The sequence below is a fragment of the Pseudomonas sp. MF08875 genome (assembly GCF_059862525.1).
Genome location: NZ_JCBCUW010000015.1, coordinates 1 through 19,250, shown reverse-complemented (window position 1 = coordinate 19,250; position 19,250 = coordinate 1). Strand labels below are relative to the sequence as shown.

The following is a 19,250-nucleotide window of genomic DNA, read 5'->3' as shown; positions in this document are numbered from 1 at the left end:
CTACGCGCCCAATGGTTGATCTCTCCATGCAATCCTTTGCTTCCCGTAATTCCCGCCGCTGGCTGTTTGGCCTGCTCATCCTGTTGGTTGTCGCGCTGTTGTGCTGGAAGTTCTGGCCGGCCGGTGCCGAGCAGGGCGACAGCGCCGGGCAGAAACCGGCCGGGAAAATGGGCAAGTCCGGCATGATGCGCCCCGGTTTCGGTGGTTCCACGGCGGCGGTGCCGGTGCGCGTGGCGCCCGCCACCCGTGGGGATTTCCCGCTGTACTACAAGGCCTTGGGCACGGTCACGGCGTTGAACACGATTAATGTGCGCAGCCGCGTGGCGGGGGAGCTGGTGAAGATCCACTTCCAGGAGGGGCAGATGGTCAAGGCCGGTGACCTGCTGGCCGAGATCGACCCACGCCCGTACCAGAACGCCTTGCTCCAGGCCCAGGGCACGTTGCTGCAAAACCAGGCGCAATTGAAGAACGCCCAAGTGGACCTGGAGCGCTATCGCGGCCTGTATGCCGAAGACAGCATCGCCAAGCAGACCCTGGACACCGCCGCCGCGCTGGTGGGCCAGTACCAGGGCACGGTCAAAACCAACCAGGCAGCGGTCAATGACGCCCAGTTGAACCTGGACTTCACCCGCATCCGCGCCCCGATCGCCGGGCGCCTGGGCCTGCGCCAACTGGACGTGGGTAACCTGGTGGCGGCCAACGACACCACGGCGCTGGTGGTCATCACCCAGACCCAGCCGATCAATGTCGCCTTCACCCTGCCGGAAAACAGCTTGAGCACCGTGCTGGAGCGTTATCGCGCCGGCGCCAAGTTGCCAGTGGAGGCGTGGGACCGCGGCGACCTCAAGTTGCAGGCCAGCGGCGTGCTGCAAAGCCTGGACAACCAGATCGACGTCGCCACCGGCACCCTGAAATTCAAGGCCCGCTACGAGAACCGCGACAGCGCGCTGTTCCCCAACCAGTTCGTCAATGTGCGCCTGCTGGCCGACACCCTTAAAGAGGTGGTGCTGGCCCCGGCGGCGGCGATTCAATTCGGCAACGACGGCACTTTTGTCTATGTGGTCGGTGCCGAGAATAAGGTTCAGGTACGGGTGCTCAAGGTCGGTATCAGCGACGGCGAGCACACCGTGGTCAGCGAAGGCCTGGCGCCGGGCGAGCGGGTGGTGCTCGAAGGCACCGACCGCCTCAAGGCCGACACCCTGGTGGAAGTGGTCAACGACCCACAGCAGGTGCCGGCCGGCCCCAGCGAGCAGCTCAAGGGCGCGCCGGGCAGTGCGGTGGTTGATCCGGCCAAGGCGCAAAAGGGCGGCGCATGAACCTCTCGCGGCTGTTTATCCTTCGCCCGGTCGCCACCACGCTGAGCATGCTGGCCATTGTCCTGGCCGGCCTGATCGCCTACCGCATGCTGCCGGTTTCGGCCTTGCCCCAGGTGGATTACCCGACCATCCGCGTCATGACCCTGTACCCCGGCGCCAGCCCGGACGTGATGACCAGCGCGGTCACCGCGCCGCTGGAACGCCAGTTCGGGCAGATGCCGGGCCTGACCCAGATGGCCTCCACCAGCAGCGGCGGCGCTTCGGTGCTGACCCTGCGCTTTAACCTCGACATCAATATGGACGTGGCCGAGCAAGAAGTGCAGGCCGCGATCAACGCTGCCAGCAACCTGCTGCCCAATGACCTGCCGGCGCCGCCGGTGTACAACAAGGTCAACCCGGCAGACACCCCGGTGCTGACCCTGGCCATCACGTCCAAGACCCTGCCGCTGCCCAAGCTCAATGACCTGGTCGACACCCGCATGGCCCAGCGCATTGCGCAGATCAGCGGCGTGGGCATGGTCAGCATCGCCGGTGGCCAGCGCCAGGCTGTGCGGATCAAGGTCAACCCCCAGGCCCTGGCCGCCAATGGCCTGAACCTGGCGGATGTGCGCAGCCTCATCGGCGCCTCCAACGTCAACCAGCCCAAGGGCAACTTCGACGGCCCGACCCGGGTGTCGATGCTCGATGCCAACGACCAGTTGACCTCGCCCAAGGACTACGCCGAACTGATCCTCGCCTACAAGGACGGCGCGCCCCTGCGCTTGAAGGATGTTGCCGAGATCGTCGATGGCGCCGAGAACGAACGCCTGGCGGCCTGGGCCAACCAGAACCAAGCGGTGTTGCTCAATATCCAGCGCCAACCCGGGGCCAACGTGATCGAGGTGGTGGACCGGATCAAGGCCATGCTGCCGGGCATCACCGACAACCTGCCCGCCGGCCTCGAGGTGGCAGTGCTCACCGACCGCACCCAGACCATCCGCGCCTCGGTCACCGATGTGCAGCATGAATTGCTGATCGCCATTGCCCTGGTGGTGATGGTCACGTTCCTGTTCCTGCGCCGCGCCAGCGCCACCCTGATTCCTTCGATTGCCGTGCCGTTGTCGCTGATCGGCACCTTCGGCGTGATGTACCTGGCCGGGTTCTCCATCAACAACCTGACCCTGATGGCCCTGACCATCGCCACCGGGTTTGTGGTGGACGACGCCATCGTCATGCTGGAGAACATCTCGCGCTACATCGAGGAGGGCGAAAGCCCGATGCAGGCCGCGCTCAAGGGGGCCAAGCAGATCGGTTTCACCTTGGTGTCGCTGACCCTGTCGCTGATCGCGGTGCTGATCCCGCTGCTGTTCATGGCCGACGTGGTGGGGCGGCTGTTTCGCGAGTTCGCCATCACCCTGGCGGTGGCGATCCTGATTTCCCTGGTGGTGTCCCTGACCCTCACGCCGATGATGTGCGCGCGCCTGCTCAAGCGCGAGCCCAAGGCAGAGGAGCAGGGCCGCTTCTACCGCGCCAGCGGGGCCTGCCTGGAGTGGATGGTGGCCGCCTACGGGCGCAAATTGCAGTGGGTGCTCAAGCATCAACCGCTGACCCTGCTGGTGGCCGTCGCCACCCTGGGGCTGACCGTGGTGCTGTACCTGATGGTGCCCAAGGGCTTTTTCCCGGTGCAGGACACTGGGGTGATCCAGGGCATTTCCGAGGCGCCGCAATCGGTGTCCTTCACCGCCATGAGCCAGCGCCAGCAAGCGTTGGCCGCCATTGTCCTGCAAGACCCGGCGGTGCAGAGCCTGTCGTCCTACATCGGTGTGGACGGCGACAACGCCACCCTCAACAGCGGGCGCCTGCTGATTAACCTCAAGCCCCACGGCGAGCGCGACCTGAGTGCCGCCGAGGTGATCGCGCGGTTGCAACCCAAGGTCAACCAATTGGTGGGCATTCGCTTGTTCATGCAACCGGTGCAGGACTTGACCATCGAAGACCGGGTCAGCCGCACCCAGTACCAGTTCAGCATGTCGTCGCCGGACGCCGACCTGCTCAGCCTGTGGAGCGCACGGCTGGTGCAGGCCCTGGTGGACCGCCCGGAACTCACCGATGTGGCCAGCGACCTGCAGGACAAAGGCTTGCAGGTGTACCTGGTGATCGACCGCGACGCCGCCTCGCGCGTGGGGGTGTCGGTGGCCAACATCACCGACGCGTTGTACGACGCCTTCGGCCAGCGGCAGATTTCCACCATCTACACCCAGGCCAGCCAGTACCGCGTAGTGCTCCAGGCCCAGGCCGGGGAAAAAATCGGGCCCCAGGCCCTGGACCAGATCCACGTCAAGACCACCGACGGCGTCCAGGTGCGCCTCTCCAGCCTGGCCCATGTTGAAGAGCGCCAGGCGCAACTGGCCATTACCCACATCGGCCAGTTCCCGGCGGTGATGATGTCGTTCAACCTGGCCCCCGGCGTGGCGCTGGGCCAAGCCGTGGAGCTGATTAACCAGGTGCAGCGCGACATCGGCATGCCCCTGGGTGTGCAAACCCAGTTCCAGGGCGCGGCCCAGGCGTTCGAGGCGTCGCTGTCGAGTACCTTGCTGCTGATCCTGGCGGCGGTGGTGACCATGTACATCGTGCTCGGCGTGCTCTACGAGAGCTACATCCACCCGATCACCATTCTCTCCACGTTGCCCTCGGCGGCGGTGGGCGCCTTGCTGGCCTTGCTGCTCAGCGGCAACGACCTGGGGATGATCGCCATCATCGGCATCATCCTGCTGATCGGCATCGTCAAGAAGAACGCGATCATGATGATCGACTTCGCCCTCGACGCCGAACGCCACCAGGGCCTGGACCCGCAAACGGCGATCTACCAGGCCGCGCTGCTGCGGTTCCGGCCCATCCTGATGACCACCCTGGCGGCGTTGTTCGGCGCCGTGCCGTTGATGCTTGCCACCGGTTCCGGCGCCGAACTGCGCCAACCCCTGGGCCTGGTGATGGTGGGCGGGCTGCTGGTGAGCCAGGTGCTGACCCTGTTCACCACACCGGTGATCTACCTGTATTTCGACCGTTTGGGCCGCCGCTGGCGCCCCGCGCCGGATCGCCTGGAGCCGGTTGAGCCATGAACCTGTCCGGCCCCTTCATCAAGCGCCCCGTGGCGACCATGCTCCTGAGCCTGGCCATCATGCTGCTGGGCGGCTTGAGCTTCGGCCTGCTGCCGGTGGCGCCGCTGCCGCAGATGGATTTCCCGGTGATCGTGGTGCAGGCCAGCCTGCCGGGGGCCAGCCCCGAGGTGATGGCGTCCACGGTGGCCACGCCTTTGGAGCGTTCCTTCGGTGCCATCGCCGGCATCAACAGCATGAGCAGCCGCTCCAGCCAGGGCTCGACCCGGGTCATCCTGGAGTTCGAGATGGGCCGCGACATCAACGGCGCGGCGCGGGAGGTGCAAGCGGCCATCAACGCCTCGCGCAACCTGCTGCCCAGTGGCATGCGCAGCATGCCCACCTACAAGAAGGTCAACCCGTCCCAGGCGCCGATCATGGTGCTGTCGCTGACCTCCGACGTGCTGGAAAAGGGCCAGCTCTACGACCTGGCGTCCACCATCCTGTCCCAGAGCCTGGCCCAGGTGCCGGGCGTGGGCGAAGTGCAGATCGGCGGCAGTTCCCTGCCGGCGGTGCGTATCGAACTGGAGCCACAACTGCTCAACCAGTACGGCGTGGCCCTGGACGAAGTGCGCGACACCATCGCCAACGCCAACGTGCGCCGGCCCAAGGGCTCGGTGGCGGACGCCGAGCGCATGTGGCAGATCCAGGCCAACGACCAGTTGGAAAAGGCCAAGGACTACAGCTCGCTGATAATCCGCTACCAGAACGGCTCGGCCCTGCGCCTCAGGGACGTGGCCAGCGTGCGCGACGGCGTCGAGGACCGCTACAACAGCGGTTTTTTCAACGACGACGCGGCGGTGCTGCTGGTAGTCAACCGCCAGAGCGGCGCCAACATCATCGAAACCGTGGCGCAGATCAAGGACCAGCTCCCGGCGTTGCAGGCGTTGCTGCCGGCCAGCGTGCAACTGAACGTGGCCATGGACCGCTCGCCCGTCATCAAGGCCACCCTGCACGAAGCGGAAATGACCCTGCTGATCGCCGTGGCCTTGGTGATCCTGGTGGTGTACCTGTTCCTCGGCAATTTCCGCGCCTCGCTGATCCCCACCCTGGCGGTGCCGGTGTCGCTGGTGGGCACGTTCGCGATCATGTACCTGTACGGGTTTTCCCTGAACAACCTGAGCCTGATGGCGCTGATCCTCGCCACCGGCCTGGTGGTGGACGACGCCATCGTGGTGCTGGAGAACATCTCCCGGCACATCGACGAAGGCGTCGCGCCGCTCAAGGCCGCGTACCTGGGCACCAAGGAAGTGGGTTTTACCCTGTTGTCGATGAACGTCTCGCTGGTGGTGGTGTTCCTGTCGATCCTGTTCATGGGCGGGATTATTGAAAGCCTGTTCCGCGAATTCTCCATCACCCTGGCGGCGGCGATCCTGGTCTCGCTGCTGGTGTCTTTGACCCTCACCCCCATGCTCTGCGCGCGCTGGCTCAAACCCCATGTGCCGGGCCGCGAAAACCGCCTGCAACGGGCCAGCCAACGGGCCAACGAATGGATGGTCAGCCGCTACGCCACCAGCCTGGACTGGGTGCTGCGCCATCGGCGCCTGACCCTGTTGAGCCTGCTGCTGACCATCGGCGTCAACGTCGCCCTGTATGTGGTGGTGCCCAAGACCTTCATGCCCCAGCAGGACACCGGGCAACTGATCGGTTTTGTGCGCGGCGACGATGGCCTGTCGTTCAACGTGATGCAGCCGAAGATGGAAACCTACCGCCGTGCCGTCCTGCGCGACCCGGCGGTGCAGAGCGTGGCGGGCTTTATCGGCGGCAGCAACGGCATCAACAACGCCTTTATGCTGGTGCGCCTCAAACCCATCGAAGAGCGGCGCATTTCCGCGCAAAAAGTCATCGAGCGCCTGCGCAAGGACATGCCCAAGGTGCCGGGCGGGCAACTGTTCCTCATGGCCGACCAGGACTTGCAATTCGGCGGTGGCGGCGGAGGCGGGCAGAACAGCTCGCAGTACACCTACATCGTCCAGAGCGGCGACCTCAGTGCGTTGCGCCAGTGGTACCCGAAAGTGTCGGCGGCCCTCAAGGCCCTGCCCGAGCTGACGGCGGTGGATGCCCACGACGGCGACGGCGCGCAGCAGATCACCCTGATCGTCGACCGTGACCAAGCCAAGCGCCTGGGCATCGACATGGCCATGGTCACCTCGGTGCTCAACAACGCCTACAGCCAGCGGCAGATCTCCACCATCTACGACAGCCTCAACCAGTACCGCGTGGTGATGGAGGTCAACCCCAAGTACGCCCAAGACCCCAGCACCCTCAACCAGGTGCAGGTGATTACCGCCGACGGCGCCCGGGTGCCACTGTCCACCTTCGCCCACTACGAAAGCAGCCTGGAAAACGACCGTGTCACCCACGAAGAACAGTTCGCCGCCGAGAACATCTCCTTCGACATGGCCGAAGGCGTGACCCTGGAGCAGGGTTCGGCGGCTATCGAGCGGGCCGTGGCGAAAATCGGCCTGCCCGAAGGCGTCACCGCGAAAATGGCCGGCAACGCCGACGCCTTCGCCGAAACGCAAAAGAGCCAGCCGCTGATGATCCTCGGTGCGCTGCTGGCGGTGTATCTGGTGCTGGGGGTGCTGTATGAAAGCTACATTCACCCGCTGACCATCCTCTCCACCTTGCCCTCGGCCGGCGTGGGTGCGCTGCTGTCGATCTACGCGTTGGGCGGTGAGTTCAGCCTGATCTCCCTGTTGGGGCTGTTCCTGCTCATCGGCGTGGTGAAGAAGAACGCCATTTTGATGATCGACCTGGCGCTGCAACTGGAGCGCCACCAGGGCCTGAGCCCGCTGGAATCGATCCGCAGCGCCTGCCTGCTGCGCTTGCGGCCGATCCTGATGACCACCCTGGCGGCCATCCTCGGCGCCGTGCCGTTGCTGCTGAGCAGCGCCGAAGGCGCGGAAATGCGCCAACCCCTGGGCCTGACCATCATTGGCGGGCTGGTGTTCAGCCAAGTGCTGACCCTTTACACCACTCCGGTGGTCTACCTCTATCTCGATCGCCTGCGCCACGGTTTCAACCGCTGGCGCGGGGTGCGTACCGATGCCGCTCTGGAAACTCCGCTATGACTGATTGCCTGCTGCCCAACGCCGCCGTGCCTGGCGCCCGACGCCTGCCCCTGGCCCGCGGTTCGCGCCTGCTGGGCCTGAGCCTGTGTGCGCTGATGCTCGGCGCCTGCGCCATCGGCCCGGACTACCAGCGCCCGGCACTGGACACGCCCCTGGAGTACAAACAGGCCGAGGGCTGGCGCCAGGCCAACCCCAGCGATTCCCTGGCCCGCGGTGCCTGGTGGGAGCTGTACGGCGACCGCCAGCTCAACGAACTGATCGAAAAACTCAACAGCGCCAACCAGACCGTGGCCCAGTCCGAAGCCCAGTACCGCCAGGCTCAGGCCCTGGTGCGCAGCGCCCGTGGCTCGCTGTTCCCCAAACTCGACCTGAGCGCCGGCAAGACCCGTTCCAGCCAGGGCACCGGCAGCAGCAGTTCCAGCCTGAGCAATTCCAGCAGCGGCATCCGCGACACCTACGACGCGCAGTTGGGCGTCAGTTGGGAGGCCGATATCTGGGGCAAGTTGCGCCGGGGGCTGGAGGCTAACGAGGCGAGCGCCGAGGCGAGCTTCGCCGACCTCGCCGCGATGCGCCTGAGCCAGCAGTCGGAACTGGTGCAGAACTACCTGCAACTGCGGGTCATCGACCAGCAAAAACGCCTGCTGGAGGCCACGGTCCAGGCGTACCAGCGTTCCCTGACCATGACCCAGAACCAGTACCGTGCCGGGGTTTCCGGCAAGGACGCCGTGGCCCAGGCGCAAACCCAGCTCAAAAGCACCCAGGCCGACCTGATCGACCTGATCTGGCAACGGACGCAACTGGAAAACGCCATCGCCGTGCTCACCGGCGTGCCCCCGGCTCAGTTCAGCCTGGCCGAAACCCCGGACATTCCTGGCCTGCCGGCCATTCCCCTGGCCCTGCCGTCGCAATTGCTGGAGCGGCGCCCCGACATCGCCTCAGCCGAACGCGCGGTGATCGCCGCCAACGCCAACATTGGCGTGGCCAAGACCGCCTATTTCCCGGACCTGACCCTGAGCCTGGCCGGCGGCTACAGCAGCAGTACCTTCAGCGACTGGATCAGCCTGCCCAACCGCTTCTGGTCGGTGGGGCCGAAACTGGCCATGACCCTGTTCGACGCCGGCCAGCGCTCGGCTGAAGTCGACCGCAGCGAGGCCGCCTACGACCAGACCGTGGCCAAATACCGGCAAACCGTGCTCGACGGCTTTCGCGAAGTGGAAAACTACCTGGTGCAGCTCAAGGTCCTGGAAGACGAAGCGGCAGTACGCCAGGAAGCCCTGGACGCGGCCCGCGAATCCCTGCGCCTGACCCAGAACCAGTACAAGGCCGGGCTTATTGCCTACCTCGACGTCGTCTCCGTCCAGGCCACCGCCCTGAGCAACGAACGCAGCGTGCTCAACCTGCTGCAAAGCCGGCTGGTGGCCAGCGTGCAATTGATCGCCGCCCTGGGCGGCGGCTGGGACGGGCAGTTGCAGGCACCTGAGGCGGATTGAGCACAGGGCACTCCCTGGGTGAGAGCGGGCCCGCCCGCGACGGCGGCCGCAAGATCGCCACGCTGGCCAGCCAGGCCCCCACAGGGGGGGGCATCGCAAATACAGCGCCAGGCCGATCCTCTGTGAGAGCGGGCCCGCCCGCGATGACGGCCGCAAGATCGCCATCGCTGGCCAGCCAGGCTCCCACAGCGGTGGGGCACCGCAAATACAGCGCCAGGCCCATCCTCTGTGAGAGCGGGCCCGCCCGCGACGGCGGCCGCAAGATCGCCATCGCTGGCCAGCCAGGCCCCCACAGGGGGGGCATCGCAAATACAGTGCCAGGCTTCCATCTGAATAGTGGCCTATTGATAACATTTGTCAGCACCTTCCCCCAGGCAATCGGTACAATCGTGCTCTTTGCCCCGGATCATGGACGCCGATGGGGTCATCGTTTACGAGAAGTCCCATGCTCATCGGCAGTTATTCCCCCGCGCTGGTCCTGATCTCCCTGTGTGTGGCGATCCTGGCTTCCTACACCGCCCTCGACCTCACCGGCCGTATCGCCACGGCCCGTGGCCGCGCCGTGTACCTGTGGATGGGCGGCGGGGCCTTTGCCATGGGCGTGGGCATCTGGTCGATGCACTTTATCGGCATGTTGGCCGTGCGCCTGCCCATCGATTTGGGCTATGACATCGGCATCACCTTGCTGTCCCTGTTGATCGCCATCCTCTCCAGCGGCTTTGCCCTGTGGCTGGTCAGCCAGCCGCGCCTGCCGGCCTGGCAATGGGGGTTCGGCGCGTTGGTGATGGGCGCCGGGATCGCCGCTATGCACTACACCGGCATGGCGGCCCTGCGCATGCAACCGGGCATCGACTACGACCCAACGCTGTTCGGCGCCTCGCTGCTGATTGCGGTCGGCGCCTCGGCGGCGGCGCTGTGGATCGCCTTCCACCTGCGCCGCAACACACCCTACGTGCGCCTGGCCCGGGGTGGGGCCTCGGTGGTGATGGGCATGGCCATTGTTGGCATGCATTACACCGGTATGGCCGCCGCCCGTTTCGCCGATGGCAGTTTTTGCGGCGCGGCGCTGGACGGTTTGAGCGGCAAGGGCCTGGACAACCTGGTGCTGGTCACCACCCTGGCGGTGCTGTGTATCGCGCTGCTGACCTCGGTCCTCGACGCCCGCCTGGAATCACGCACCGCGGGCCTGGCCCGTTCCCTGACCCTGGCCAACGAAGAACTGATCCAACTGGCCCTGCACGACACCCTCACCGGCCTGCCCAACCGCGTGCTGCTGGCCGACCGCATCGACCAGGCCATGCACGTGGTGCAGGAGCAGGGCGGCTGTTTTGCCCTGATGTTCATCGACCTGGATGGCTTCAAACCGGTCAACGACGCCTTCGGCCACCACATGGGCGACCAGTTGCTGCGCGAGGTGGGCCTGCGCCTGCGCGAAGACCTGCGCAGCCAGGACACCCTGGCGCGCATTGGCGGCGATGAGTTCGTGCTGCTGGTGCACCTCGGCGCCCCGGACGATGCCCTGCGCCTGGCTGCGCGCCAAGTGGGGCTGATCTCCCGCGCGTTCCGGGTGGCCGAGCATGACCTGCACATCTCCGCCAGTGTTGGCATCGCGGTCTACCCCGGCAACGGCCAGACGCCCCAGGAACTGCTGATGAACGCCGACGCGGCGATGTACAACGCCAAGGGCACCGGCAAGAACGGCTACCGCTTTTTCGACGCGTCGATGAACTCCAACGCGCGCAAGCAGCTGCAATTGCTCCAAGACCTGCGCGCCGCCGTCGAGCTCAACCAGTTGCGCCTGCACTACCAGCCCAAGTTCGATGCCAGCAACGGCCGCCCGGTGGGCGCCGAGGCGCTGCTGCGCTGGGAGCACCCCGTACATGGCCTGATGCCGCCGGACACCTTTATCGAACTGGCGGAAAAAACCGGCCTGATTATCGCCATCGGCGACTGGGTGCTGAACGAGGCCTGCCGGCAGATGCGCCAGTGGTACCTGCTGGGCTACACCGATTGGCGCATCGCGGTGAACCTCTCGGCGTTGCAGTTCTGCCACGCCGGGCTGGTCAAGAGCGTTGCCAGTGCGCTGCTGCGCCATCAGTTGCCGGCCAACAGCCTGACCCTGGAAATCACCGAAACCACCGCCATGAGCGACGCCGACGCGAGCATGACGGTGCTCAACGAGCTGTCGCAGATGGGCGTGGACCTGTCCATCGACGACTTCGGCACCGGCTATTCGAGCCTGATGTACTTAAAGCGCCTGCCGGCCAACGAGTTGAAGATCGACCGCGGCTTTGTCCGCGACCTGGAACACGACAGCGACGATGCCGCCATCGTCTCGGCCATTGTCGCCCTGGGCCGGGCCCTGGGCCTGCGCATCGTCGCCGAAGGGGTGGAAACCAACCTGCAGCAGGACTTTCTCACCCAATTGGGCTGCGACTCGCTGCAAGGCTACCTGCTGGGCCGTCCGCTGCCGGCCGAGGGTTTTATGGCCGAGATTGTCCGCGCCGAACAGTGAGATACTGGCCCGGCGCCATGCAAAAGCCAGCGCCGGCAGGTATCCTTGCCGCGCAACGCTTGAGGTTAGAGGGGAGAGGACCCGCATGGACAAAGTTATCGTCATCACCGGCGCCAGCCGCGGTATAGGCGCCGCCACCGCGCTGCTGGCCGCGCAGCAGGGCTACCGGATCTGCATCAACTACCAGGCCGACGACGAGGCCGCCCACCGCGTCCTTGAACAGGTGCGCGCCTTGGGTGCCCAGGCCATCACGGTGCGCGCCGATGTGAGCATCGAGGATGAGGTCATCACGCTGTTCCAGCGCGTTGACCATGAACTGGGCCGCGTCACCGCCCTGGTCAACAATGCCGGCACCGTGGGGCACAAAGCGCGGGTCGAGCAGATGTCCGAGTTCCGCATCCTGAGCACCCTCAAGACCAACGTGCTGGGGCCGATTTTGTGCGCCAAGCACGCGTTGCTGCGCATGTCACCCAAGCACGGCGGGCAGGGCGGCAGCATCGTCAACGTCTCGTCGGTGGCGGCGCGCCTCGGTTCGCCGGGGGAGTACGTTGACTACGCCGCCTCCAAGGGCGCGCTGGACACGTTCACCATCGGGTTGTCCAAGGAAGTGGCGGGCGAGGGCATTCGCGTCAACGGCGTGCGCCCGGGCTACATCTTCACCGACTTCCACGCCCTGAGCGGCGACCCGGACCGGGTCAGCAAGTTGGAATCGGGCATCCCCATGGCGCGCGGCGGGCGCCCCGAAGAAGTGGCCGAGGCGATTATCTGGCTGTTGTCGGACAAGGCTTCCTACGCCACCGGTACCTTCGTCGATCTGGGCGGCGGCCGCTGACCCCCTCTGCGCGCCATGCCTTGTAGCAGCGGGCTCGCCCGCTGGCTACAACCACCCCTGTTCAGAACGAACGCACGATCCGCCCTAGGGTTTCCATGGCCTGTTCCGCCGCTTCGTCCCAGGGGCTGCCGTAGTTCAGGCGGATGCAGTTGCCAAAGCGCTGGGTCGGCGAAAAGATCGGCCCCGGCGCGATGCTGATGCCTTGGGCCAGGGCCATCTGGAACAACTTCAGCGAGTCGGTCTGCTGCGGCAACTCCAGCCACAGGAAATAGCCACCGGCCGGTTGGCTGACCCGGGTCTGCGCCGGGAAGTAGCGGGCGATGGCGGCGAGCATGGCGCTTTGCTGTTCTTCCAGGGCGTAGCGCAACTTGCGTAGGTGGCGGTCGTAGCCGCCGTGTTGCAGGTAGTCAGCGATGGCGGCTTGGGCCGGCATCGAGGCGCACAGCGACGTCATCAACTTCAGCCGTTCGATTCTCTGCGCGTAGCGCCCAGCGGCGACCCAGCCGATGCGGTAGCCGGGGGCCAGGCTCTTGGCGAACGAGCCGCAGTGCATCACCAACCCTTCGGTGTCGAACGCCTTGGCGGGCTTGGGTGCCTGCTGGCCGTAGTACAGTTCGGCGTAAACGTCGTCTTCGATCAACGGCACCTGGTGCACCCGCAGCAGCTCCACCAGTTCCTGCTTCTTGGCTTCGGGCATGGTTGCGCCCATGGGGTTCTGGAAACTGGTCATGCACCAGCAGGCCTTGATCGGGTGGCGTTCCAGGGTTTGCGCCAGCACTCCCAGGTCGATGCCGTCACGCGGGTGCACGGGGATTTCCACGGCCTTGAGCTTGAGCCGCTCCAGCACTTGCAGGCTGGCGTAAAAGGCCGGGGCCTCTATGGCCACCAGGTCGCCCGGTTCGGTGACGGCTTGCAGGCACAGGTTCAGCGCCTCCAGGGCGCCGTTGGTAATCAGCAACTCCTCCATGGGCAACATCAGCCCGCCGACCATGTAGCGCAGGGCGATCTGGCGGCGCAGTTGCGGGTTGCCCGGGGACATGTCGGTGACCACCATGCGCGGGTCCATCTCACGGCTGGCGCTGGCCATGGAGCGGGCCAGGCGTGGCAACGGGAACAGGGTGGGGCTGGGGAACGCCGAGCCAAAGGGCACGGTGGTGGGGTCCTTGATGGAATCGAGAACCGAGAACACCAGTTCACTCACATCCACCTCGGTGGACTCGTTCACCTGGCTGCTGATGACCGGCTCGCAGAACGGGCTCGGCGCATGGGTGTTGACGAAATAGCCCGAGCGCGGCCGGGCGCGGATCAGGCCCCGGCGCTCAAGCAGGTAGTAGGCCTGGAACACCGTCGAGGGGCTCACGCCGTAGGTCTGGCTGGCGTAGCGCACCGAGGGCACACGCTGGCCGGGGCCCAGTACCCCGGAGCGGATCAGTTCGGCAATGTCGTCGGCGAATTTTTCGTAGCGTTTCATCGGGGACTCAGCATTGACGGTGGGCAGTGGAGGGGAAAAGCCAGTATGAGAACAGATCCCTGTGGGAGCGGGCCTGCCCGCGATAGGGCCGGTACAGCCGATACATCTCTATCGTCTGTACTGCCGCCATCGCGGGCAGGCCCGCTCCTACACACGTTCGCTGGCGCAGTCTAACGGTTCAACGGCGCCACGAAGCGGCTATGGGCCACGCTGTGGATGTGCGGCTCGTCGCTGTCGCTGACCTTGAAGCTGATCTGCTGGGAGCTGCTGCTCGGGCGGTCGGCGATCATCGCCACCGACACCGGCACGTCAACGATCTCCCCCGGCGCCAGGCTCAGCTCGGTCTTGCCGTGCAGCTCGAAGCCTTCGCCATCGACCAGCGACACGGTGTATTGCTGGCGTTCCTGGGTCTTGTTGATGACTTTGAGGCTGTAGATGTTCTCGATCTGGCCCTGGCTGTTCTCGCGGAACAGGCCACGGTCCTTGCTCACGTCCAGGGAGATCATCGGCCGCTCCACCAGCGCCAGCACCAGGGCGCCGATCATGATGACCAGCACCGCACAGTAACCGATCAGGCGTGGCCGCAGCAGGTGGGTCTTGCCGCCCTGCAACTGGTGCTCGGAGGTGTAGCTGACCAAGCCGCGGGCGTAGCCCATCTTGTCCATCACCGAATCGCAGGCGTCGATACAGGCCGCGCAACCGATGCACTCCATTTGCAGGCCATCGCGGATGTCGATGCCGGTAGGGCACACCTGCACGCACAGGTAGCAGTCGATGCAATCCCCCAGCCCGGTTTCGGCCGGGGCCACCCCGCGTTTGCGCGGGCCGCGGGTTTCGCCACGGGCGGCATCGTAGGAGATGGTCAGGGTGTCTTTGTCGAACATCACGCTCTGAAAGCGCGCATAGGGGCACATGTGCATGCACACCGCCTCGCGCAGCCAACCGGCGTTGATGTAGGTGGCGCCGGTGAAAAACAGCACCCAAAACAGGCTCACACCGCCGATTTGCAGGGTCAGCAGCTCTTCGGCCAGGGGCCGCACGGGGGTGAAGTAACCGACGAAGGTCAGCCCGGTCAGCAGGCTGATGGCCAGCCACATCGTGTGCTTGGCGCTGCGGCGCAGCAGTTTATTCAGGTTCCAGGGCGCCGCTTGCAGCTTGATGCGTTGGTTGCGTTCGCCCTCGGTGACCTTCTCGCACCACATGAACAGCCAGGTGAACGAGCTTTGCGGGCAGGTGTAGCCGCACCACACGCGGCCGGCGAACACGGTGATCGCGAATAGGCCGAAGGCACAGATAATCAGCAGCGCTGACAACAGGATGAAATCCTGGGGCCAGAACGTGGCGCCAAAGATGTGGAACTTACTTTCCGACAGGTCCCACAAAACGGCCTGGCGGCCGCCCCAGTTCAGCCACACAGTGCCGAAAAAGGCCAGGAACAGAAAACCGGCACCGCTCAAGCGCAAGGTGCGGAACAAACCGGTGAAACTGCGGGTGTGAATCTGGTTGTCGCTGGTTTTGGCCTTCATCTTTGGGCGTGAAGGCTCGAATGTTTCTACTAATCGGACGGGGATTTTTTCGCTCATGGTCTTTCGCTCATCAGCCTCCATCAGGCGGATGCACTATGACCACTCATCTGTTTGCATAACAGACTCAGCTATTGCATTAAAAAGCGGATCAGATGGCCCGTGGCGGCGCCCCTGCGACAACTTGCCGTACCCCGGTACGCGCCGCTACAGCGAGCCGCCGCGCGCTAACGCAAGCGCTGGCGGCTGTCTGTGATCTGGGTCAGTCAAATCACCGAATCACTGTCCGCCGCTTTCAAGTGCTTGCGCCCGTCCACGGCGCCTGCGACGGTCAAGGCGTCGGCTTCTGCTTCGGTGATGTACACGCGAGCGCCGTTGAGGTCGACGAAGGACATGGATTTTTCCTCATCGGTGCGGATCGTCACCTCGGCGGCAGGGCGCTGTTCACGCACCTCTTGGGTGTCAAAAAAACAGGTTTGGTTTTCGATGCGTACGCTCATGGCCGTGGCCCTTTGTGATGGTGTGTAAAGGGGTAGGCAGCCGCCCGGGGCCAGGGTTCTGCGCAACCGACTGGCGGTCGCAGTGCACCTCCAGCGTGCGCCGCTGTCCACCGCTGCACACCCACGGAACAGGACAACAACCATGAACGCCTGGTGGCATGAGGTCTGGATGACCTTGCAAGCTGAATTCGCTGATATCGGCGACGCCAAACAACTGACCCAAATCACCGTACGCCTGCTGATTGCCGCCGTGCTGGGCGGCATCCTCGGGTTTGAGCGCGAGCAAAAAGGCAAGGCCGCGGGCGTGCGCACCCACATGCTCGTGGCCCTGGGCGCGGCGCTGTTCGTGCTGGTGCCGCAAATGGCCGGCGCCGAAGCCGACGCCCTGAGCCGGGTGGTGCAAGGCGTGATCGCCGGCATCGGCTTTCTCGGCGCGGGCACCATCCTGAAAAACACCGAAGGCGATGAAGGCCACGTCAAGGGCCTGACCACCGCCGCCGGCCTCTGGATGACCGCCGCCATCGGCGTCTCGGCGGGCCTGGGCCGTGAAGCCACCGCCGTGCTCAGCACCTTGCTGGCCCTGGCGGTATTCAGCGTGATGCCACGGGTGGTGCGGTTGTGGGAGAAGGATCAGTGAGCGGCGGCTGCACGGATGAAGGCCTCGTCCAGTGTGCTTGCCTGGTACTGGTTCATAAAACTCTGACCGTTGCTGAAGGGGGTGAACGCACGTTGGCTAATCATGTAAAAACAGCCGCAGTGTTGGGCGATCTCTTCGATGTTGTGGGATGAAACTAGGATGGCGCGGCCCTCCAATGCCGCGCCGTGCAGGCATTGCCAGATGTAGTGCCTGAACTCGGGGTCTACCCCGGCCGTCGGTTCATCGAGAATGACCAGGTCGGCTTCCAGGGCCAGCAGGGACAGGGTGAAGAACCAGCGTTTTTCCCCGTAGCTGCAGATGGAGGATTTCTTCTTCCAGATTTGCTGGTAGCGATCAAAGATATGGGGGCACCACTCATTCAGCTTTGTTAATACATGTTGTTGGTTAACAGGGGCCACGGAGCAGAGCAGCGTGGTCATTTTGAAAATATCAAACATGCGCAGTACCGGGGGCGTCATGAGGGTTTGGGATAAGTAAAGTTGCGTGCGAAAACTGTTGGTAAGGGAACCCGCATGTATTTTCTTCAGCTTGCAAATGATATCGAAAAAGGTGGTCTTTCCCGACCCGTTGGGCCCCAGCAGCCCGGTAATAGAACCTGGCTTGACTTGAAGCGATGCATCGCGAAACAAGACCCTGTGTGCATACTTGAAGTGGATATTGTGGGCTTCTAATGCATTCATCAGTAGCGACTCCAGACGGGATTGATGCGTAAGAAACGCAAGGTCAACAACAGCGTGCAGAAAAATAGTACGATACCTGCCGTTATCAGCAGTAGGTTGCTATCGACGCCGTTGAGCATTATCCGATTACTTAGGGTTAGTGGGTTTGCAAGGTTGATCCGCTCTATAAGTGGGGCAGTTTGGTGGGTGCTTAGTATGCCCAGAACCAATAAGCTCAGTGAGGCAATTGAAAATAACGTGTTGGCAGTCTGGAAATTTATCGGTAGTAGTGTTAGCAATAAAGCCGGGGTGCCGAATATTATGAAGCAGATATAAAAACGCAGTAGAATTTCAAAAAATTGATAAAGGTTGAACGCCCCGAAAGAAAAGAATGTGCCCGCATAGAATACTGCACAGTAAACTAATGCAATGCAGGAGTACGCCAGAAAATGCGCAAATAAAAACAAGCATTTGGCTCGATGGGTATAGATGAATGACCTCATGAATCCACTTTCTCTTCTGCCGATGATGTACAGCGCAAAGCCAAAAAGAGAAACGCTGGAGGCAATGTAGGCGTAAAACCAAGAAGTGCTTTCACGGTAGGGGGTATCGAAAAACGCGCTGCCGGCCCTGGAATAGGCCACCAGATAAAATACCGCCGTGGGAGAGAGCATGACCCAGAATAGCGCAATCGGTTCTTTTAGTTGCTCTTTGATAAAGAGTGCAGAAAGAGCAACCAAGCGGGGTAGGGTGTGTTTATTCATGGGTCACCTCTCAAGGAAATGGAACCATGGTGGCTTGTCTGTCAGGGTGTATATCGCATAAGAACTGCTCGGAGTATCGATTGCGAGTATTGATGTTGTTTGAGTTGTCCATGTGAAGGAATAAATCTGGAGAAATATATTTGCAAAAATAGTAGTGGTTGTTGTTTATGTTTGCGGGCTTCAGGTACAGATAACCCTGTATCTGCTGCGATTGCAGTGACGATAGTAAGGCGTTGAGGGTGGGCCGGATCAGGACGGCAGGTGAGTGGTTAATAGGGGAAACGGACGTTATTTCCCTGAATGTGCTGTAGCTGTTGCACTTTAAGAAGTGAGTGAGGTAGGTGTCCTTGATGTCGCACTCTTTGCCGTGTGTGGATTTGAAGCGGTCGATAAAACGGAATGTTTGCCACAGCTCCTCAAGTGATTTTTCAAGGGCGCTACCAAGATCTTCGGTATAGGCCAAGCCCGCACAATATTGAACGTGATGTTTAGGATTTTTTTGCCCGTAGACCATCAGCAAGCAGAGGCCAGGGAAGTTACTGTCCGAAATATCAATGGCCGCCAATTCACCCCTGTTTGCGAGTGTATGATAGAGGGTGCCGGTGCGGCTGTTCGAAAGGACATTGTTTATTTCTTCGCGACGGATGACGCGGTTGCATGTTTTTGTCAGCCACAACCTAGCTAGAAATTGCCGCTCCAGTTGTTCTCTTATTGCTCCACTAATCCCATGTTCCGCGCGCCAATGAAAGCTGCAACCACAGGTGTCTCGCCGTGGATAGAACACGGTATCGCCTTCTAATAAATGGTAGCTCAATGATAAAAGAACAGTCGGGATGTGGCAGTGTGTGAAATCAGATGTGCGATACACTTTGCTTAGATTAAAGGAATGTTTTTTTATTTGTGCAGCGGTCAGTGTGCGCTCACTTGTTTGTTCAAGTGCATAGACGAGTCTACAGATTTCATCGGTGGTGAGAGAGTGTCCTAGCGTTGCGTGTAGGTCGGGGGTGATTTCTCTGTAGAAATGACGCCTTTCAAAATACTCGCCCAATGCGGTGACAACGGACGGTGTACCTGTACCAATGCCCGAGCCTGCGATTGACCATTGATCGGCGGTTTCCACCGAATCTGGAAGCGTTAAGTCACCCGCCGGTTGGAATATGAGGGTGCCGGGAAGTCCAGGATTATGGCCCTGAATTCATAGAATAAGCGCAACGCTTGAAACGAGAGGCAGAGAGCCAGCCACCGGTAGAATCCAGGCTCTCACACCGAAGGATTCAAGCGCAGATGACTACGCATTACCGGCAGCTGACTCAG

At 62.9% G+C, this 19,250-nt stretch carries 13 protein-coding genes; 7 read left to right on the top strand and 6 right to left on the bottom strand.

Annotated features, from left to right (window positions below; translation table 11 throughout):
• The first annotated feature begins 11 nt into the window (after nt 1-11).
• From AC19YT_RS10810 to AC19YT_RS10785, 6 genes are all read left to right on the top strand, one after another.
• A complete protein-coding gene (locus tag AC19YT_RS10810; RefSeq protein ID WP_095109894.1) occupies nt 12-1,316 on the top strand; it encodes an MdtA/MuxA family multidrug efflux RND transporter periplasmic adaptor subunit in 1,305 nt (434 codons plus the stop codon).
• Nucleotides 1,313-4,414 carry an MdtB/MuxB family multidrug efflux RND transporter permease subunit gene (locus AC19YT_RS10805; RefSeq protein ID WP_095109893.1) on the top strand — a complete coding sequence of 1,034 codons (3,102 nt, stop codon included), beginning with the start codon at nt 1,313-1,315 and terminating at the stop codon, nt 4,412-4,414. Before AC19YT_RS10810 ends, AC19YT_RS10805 begins: the two co-directional genes overlap by 4 nt.
• The gene (locus AC19YT_RS10800) at nt 4,411-7,524 is read left to right on the top strand and encodes an efflux RND transporter permease subunit (RefSeq protein WP_095109892.1); all 3,114 of its coding nucleotides are present in this window, start codon (nt 4,411-4,413) and stop codon (nt 7,522-7,524) included. Before AC19YT_RS10805 ends, AC19YT_RS10800 begins: the two co-directional genes overlap by 4 nt.
• A complete protein-coding gene (locus tag AC19YT_RS10795; protein WP_500598871.1) occupies nt 7,521-9,014 on the top strand; it encodes an efflux transporter outer membrane subunit in 1,494 nt (497 codons plus the stop codon). Before AC19YT_RS10800 ends, AC19YT_RS10795 begins: the two co-directional genes overlap by 4 nt.
• A gap of 445 nt (nt 9,015-9,459) precedes the next feature.
• Nucleotides 9,460-11,529, top strand: a complete 2,070-nt coding sequence (locus tag AC19YT_RS10790) for a putative bifunctional diguanylate cyclase/phosphodiesterase (RefSeq protein ID WP_095109889.1) — start codon at nt 9,460-9,462, stop codon at nt 11,527-11,529.
• Nucleotides 11,530-11,614: 85 nt separating this feature from the next.
• On the top strand, nt 11,615-12,361 hold the full coding sequence (locus AC19YT_RS10785; RefSeq protein WP_095109888.1) for an SDR family oxidoreductase: 747 nt from the start codon (nt 11,615-11,617) through the stop codon (nt 12,359-12,361).
• 61 nt (nt 12,362-12,422) lie between these two features.
• Here the strand turns inward: AC19YT_RS10785 and mapR are convergent, their stop codons facing one another.
• The 3 genes from mapR to AC19YT_RS10770 all read right to left on the bottom strand — a co-directional run bounded on the left by mapR (nt 12,423) and on the right by AC19YT_RS10770 (nt 15,855).
• On the bottom strand, nt 12,423-13,832 hold the full coding sequence (gene mapR, locus AC19YT_RS10780; protein WP_500598872.1) for a GntR family transcriptional regulator MpaR: 1,410 nt from the start codon (nt 13,830-13,832) through the stop codon (nt 12,423-12,425).
• A gap of 170 nt (nt 13,833-14,002) precedes the next feature.
• Nucleotides 14,003-15,415 (bottom strand): cytochrome c oxidase accessory protein CcoG, encoded by a 1,413-nt coding sequence (gene ccoG / locus AC19YT_RS10775; protein ID WP_095109886.1) that lies wholly within the window; start codon nt 15,413-15,415, stop codon nt 14,003-14,005.
• A gap of 206 nt (nt 15,416-15,621) precedes the next feature.
• Nucleotides 15,622-15,855 carry a DUF3203 family protein gene (locus AC19YT_RS10770; RefSeq protein ID WP_095109885.1) on the bottom strand — a complete coding sequence of 78 codons (234 nt, stop codon included), beginning with the start codon at nt 15,853-15,855 and terminating at the stop codon, nt 15,622-15,624.
• A 142-nt stretch (nt 15,856-15,997) separates the two neighbouring features.
• Between AC19YT_RS10770 and AC19YT_RS10765 the strand changes: the two genes are divergently transcribed.
• A complete protein-coding gene (locus tag AC19YT_RS10765; protein WP_500598877.1) occupies nt 15,998-16,492 on the top strand; it encodes an MgtC/SapB family protein in 495 nt (164 codons plus the stop codon).
• Here AC19YT_RS10765 and AC19YT_RS10760 read toward each other — a convergent pair.
• From AC19YT_RS10760 to AC19YT_RS10750, 3 genes are read right to left on the bottom strand one after another with little or no spacing between them, the layout of a single operon-like run.
• The gene (locus AC19YT_RS10760; protein ID WP_500598879.1) at nt 16,486-17,193 is read right to left on the bottom strand and encodes an ATP-binding cassette domain-containing protein; all 708 of its coding nucleotides are present in this window, start codon (nt 17,191-17,193) and stop codon (nt 16,486-16,488) included. The two genes, AC19YT_RS10765 and AC19YT_RS10760, sit on opposite strands and share 7 nt — an antisense overlap.
• Entirely contained in the window at nt 17,193-17,936 is a 744-nt protein-coding gene (locus AC19YT_RS10755; protein WP_500598881.1) for an ABC transporter permease, read from the bottom strand. Before AC19YT_RS10755 ends, AC19YT_RS10760 begins: the two co-directional genes overlap by 1 nt.
• Before the next feature lie 10 nt (nt 17,937-17,946).
• Nucleotides 17,947-19,056, bottom strand: coding sequence for a YcaO-like family protein (locus AC19YT_RS10750; protein ID WP_500610220.1), 1,110 nt, complete (start codon nt 19,054-19,056; stop codon nt 17,947-17,949).
• Nucleotides 19,057-19,250 lie beyond the last annotated feature (194 nt).

What these genes read in the sequence shown, in the direction of transcription:
- AC19YT_RS10795 (WP_500598871.1), top strand. Translation starts at nt 7,521, where the DNA reads ATGACTGATTGCCTGCTGCCCAACGCCGCCGTGCCTGGCGCCCGACGC.
- AC19YT_RS10785 (WP_095109888.1), top strand. Translation starts at nt 11,615, where the DNA reads ATGGACAAAGTTATCGTCATCACCGGCGCCAGCCGCGGTATAGGCGCC.
- AC19YT_RS10800 (WP_095109892.1), top strand. Translation starts at nt 4,411, where the DNA reads ATGAACCTGTCCGGCCCCTTCATCAAGCGCCCCGTGGCGACCATGCTC.
- AC19YT_RS10765 (WP_500598877.1), top strand. Translation starts at nt 15,998, where the DNA reads ATGAACGCCTGGTGGCATGAGGTCTGGATGACCTTGCAAGCTGAATTC.
- ccoG (WP_095109886.1), bottom strand. Translation starts at nt 15,415, where the DNA reads ATGAGCGAAAAAATCCCCGTCCGATTAGTAGAAACATTCGAGCCTTCA.
- AC19YT_RS10760 (WP_500598879.1), bottom strand. Translation starts at nt 17,193, where the DNA reads ATGAATGCATTAGAAGCCCACAATATCCACTTCAAGTATGCACACAGG.
- AC19YT_RS10810 (WP_095109894.1), top strand. Translation starts at nt 12, where the DNA reads ATGGTTGATCTCTCCATGCAATCCTTTGCTTCCCGTAATTCCCGCCGC.
- AC19YT_RS10755 (WP_500598881.1), bottom strand. Translation starts at nt 17,936, where the DNA reads ATGAATAAACACACCCTACCCCGCTTGGTTGCTCTTTCTGCACTCTTT.
- AC19YT_RS10805 (WP_095109893.1), top strand. Translation starts at nt 1,313, where the DNA reads ATGAACCTCTCGCGGCTGTTTATCCTTCGCCCGGTCGCCACCACGCTG.
- AC19YT_RS10790 (WP_095109889.1), top strand. Translation starts at nt 9,460, where the DNA reads ATGCTCATCGGCAGTTATTCCCCCGCGCTGGTCCTGATCTCCCTGTGT.
- mapR (WP_500598872.1), bottom strand. Translation starts at nt 13,832, where the DNA reads ATGAAACGCTACGAAAAATTCGCCGACGACATTGCCGAACTGATCCGC.
- AC19YT_RS10770 (WP_095109885.1), bottom strand. Translation starts at nt 15,855, where the DNA reads ATGAGCGTACGCATCGAAAACCAAACCTGTTTTTTTGACACCCAAGAG.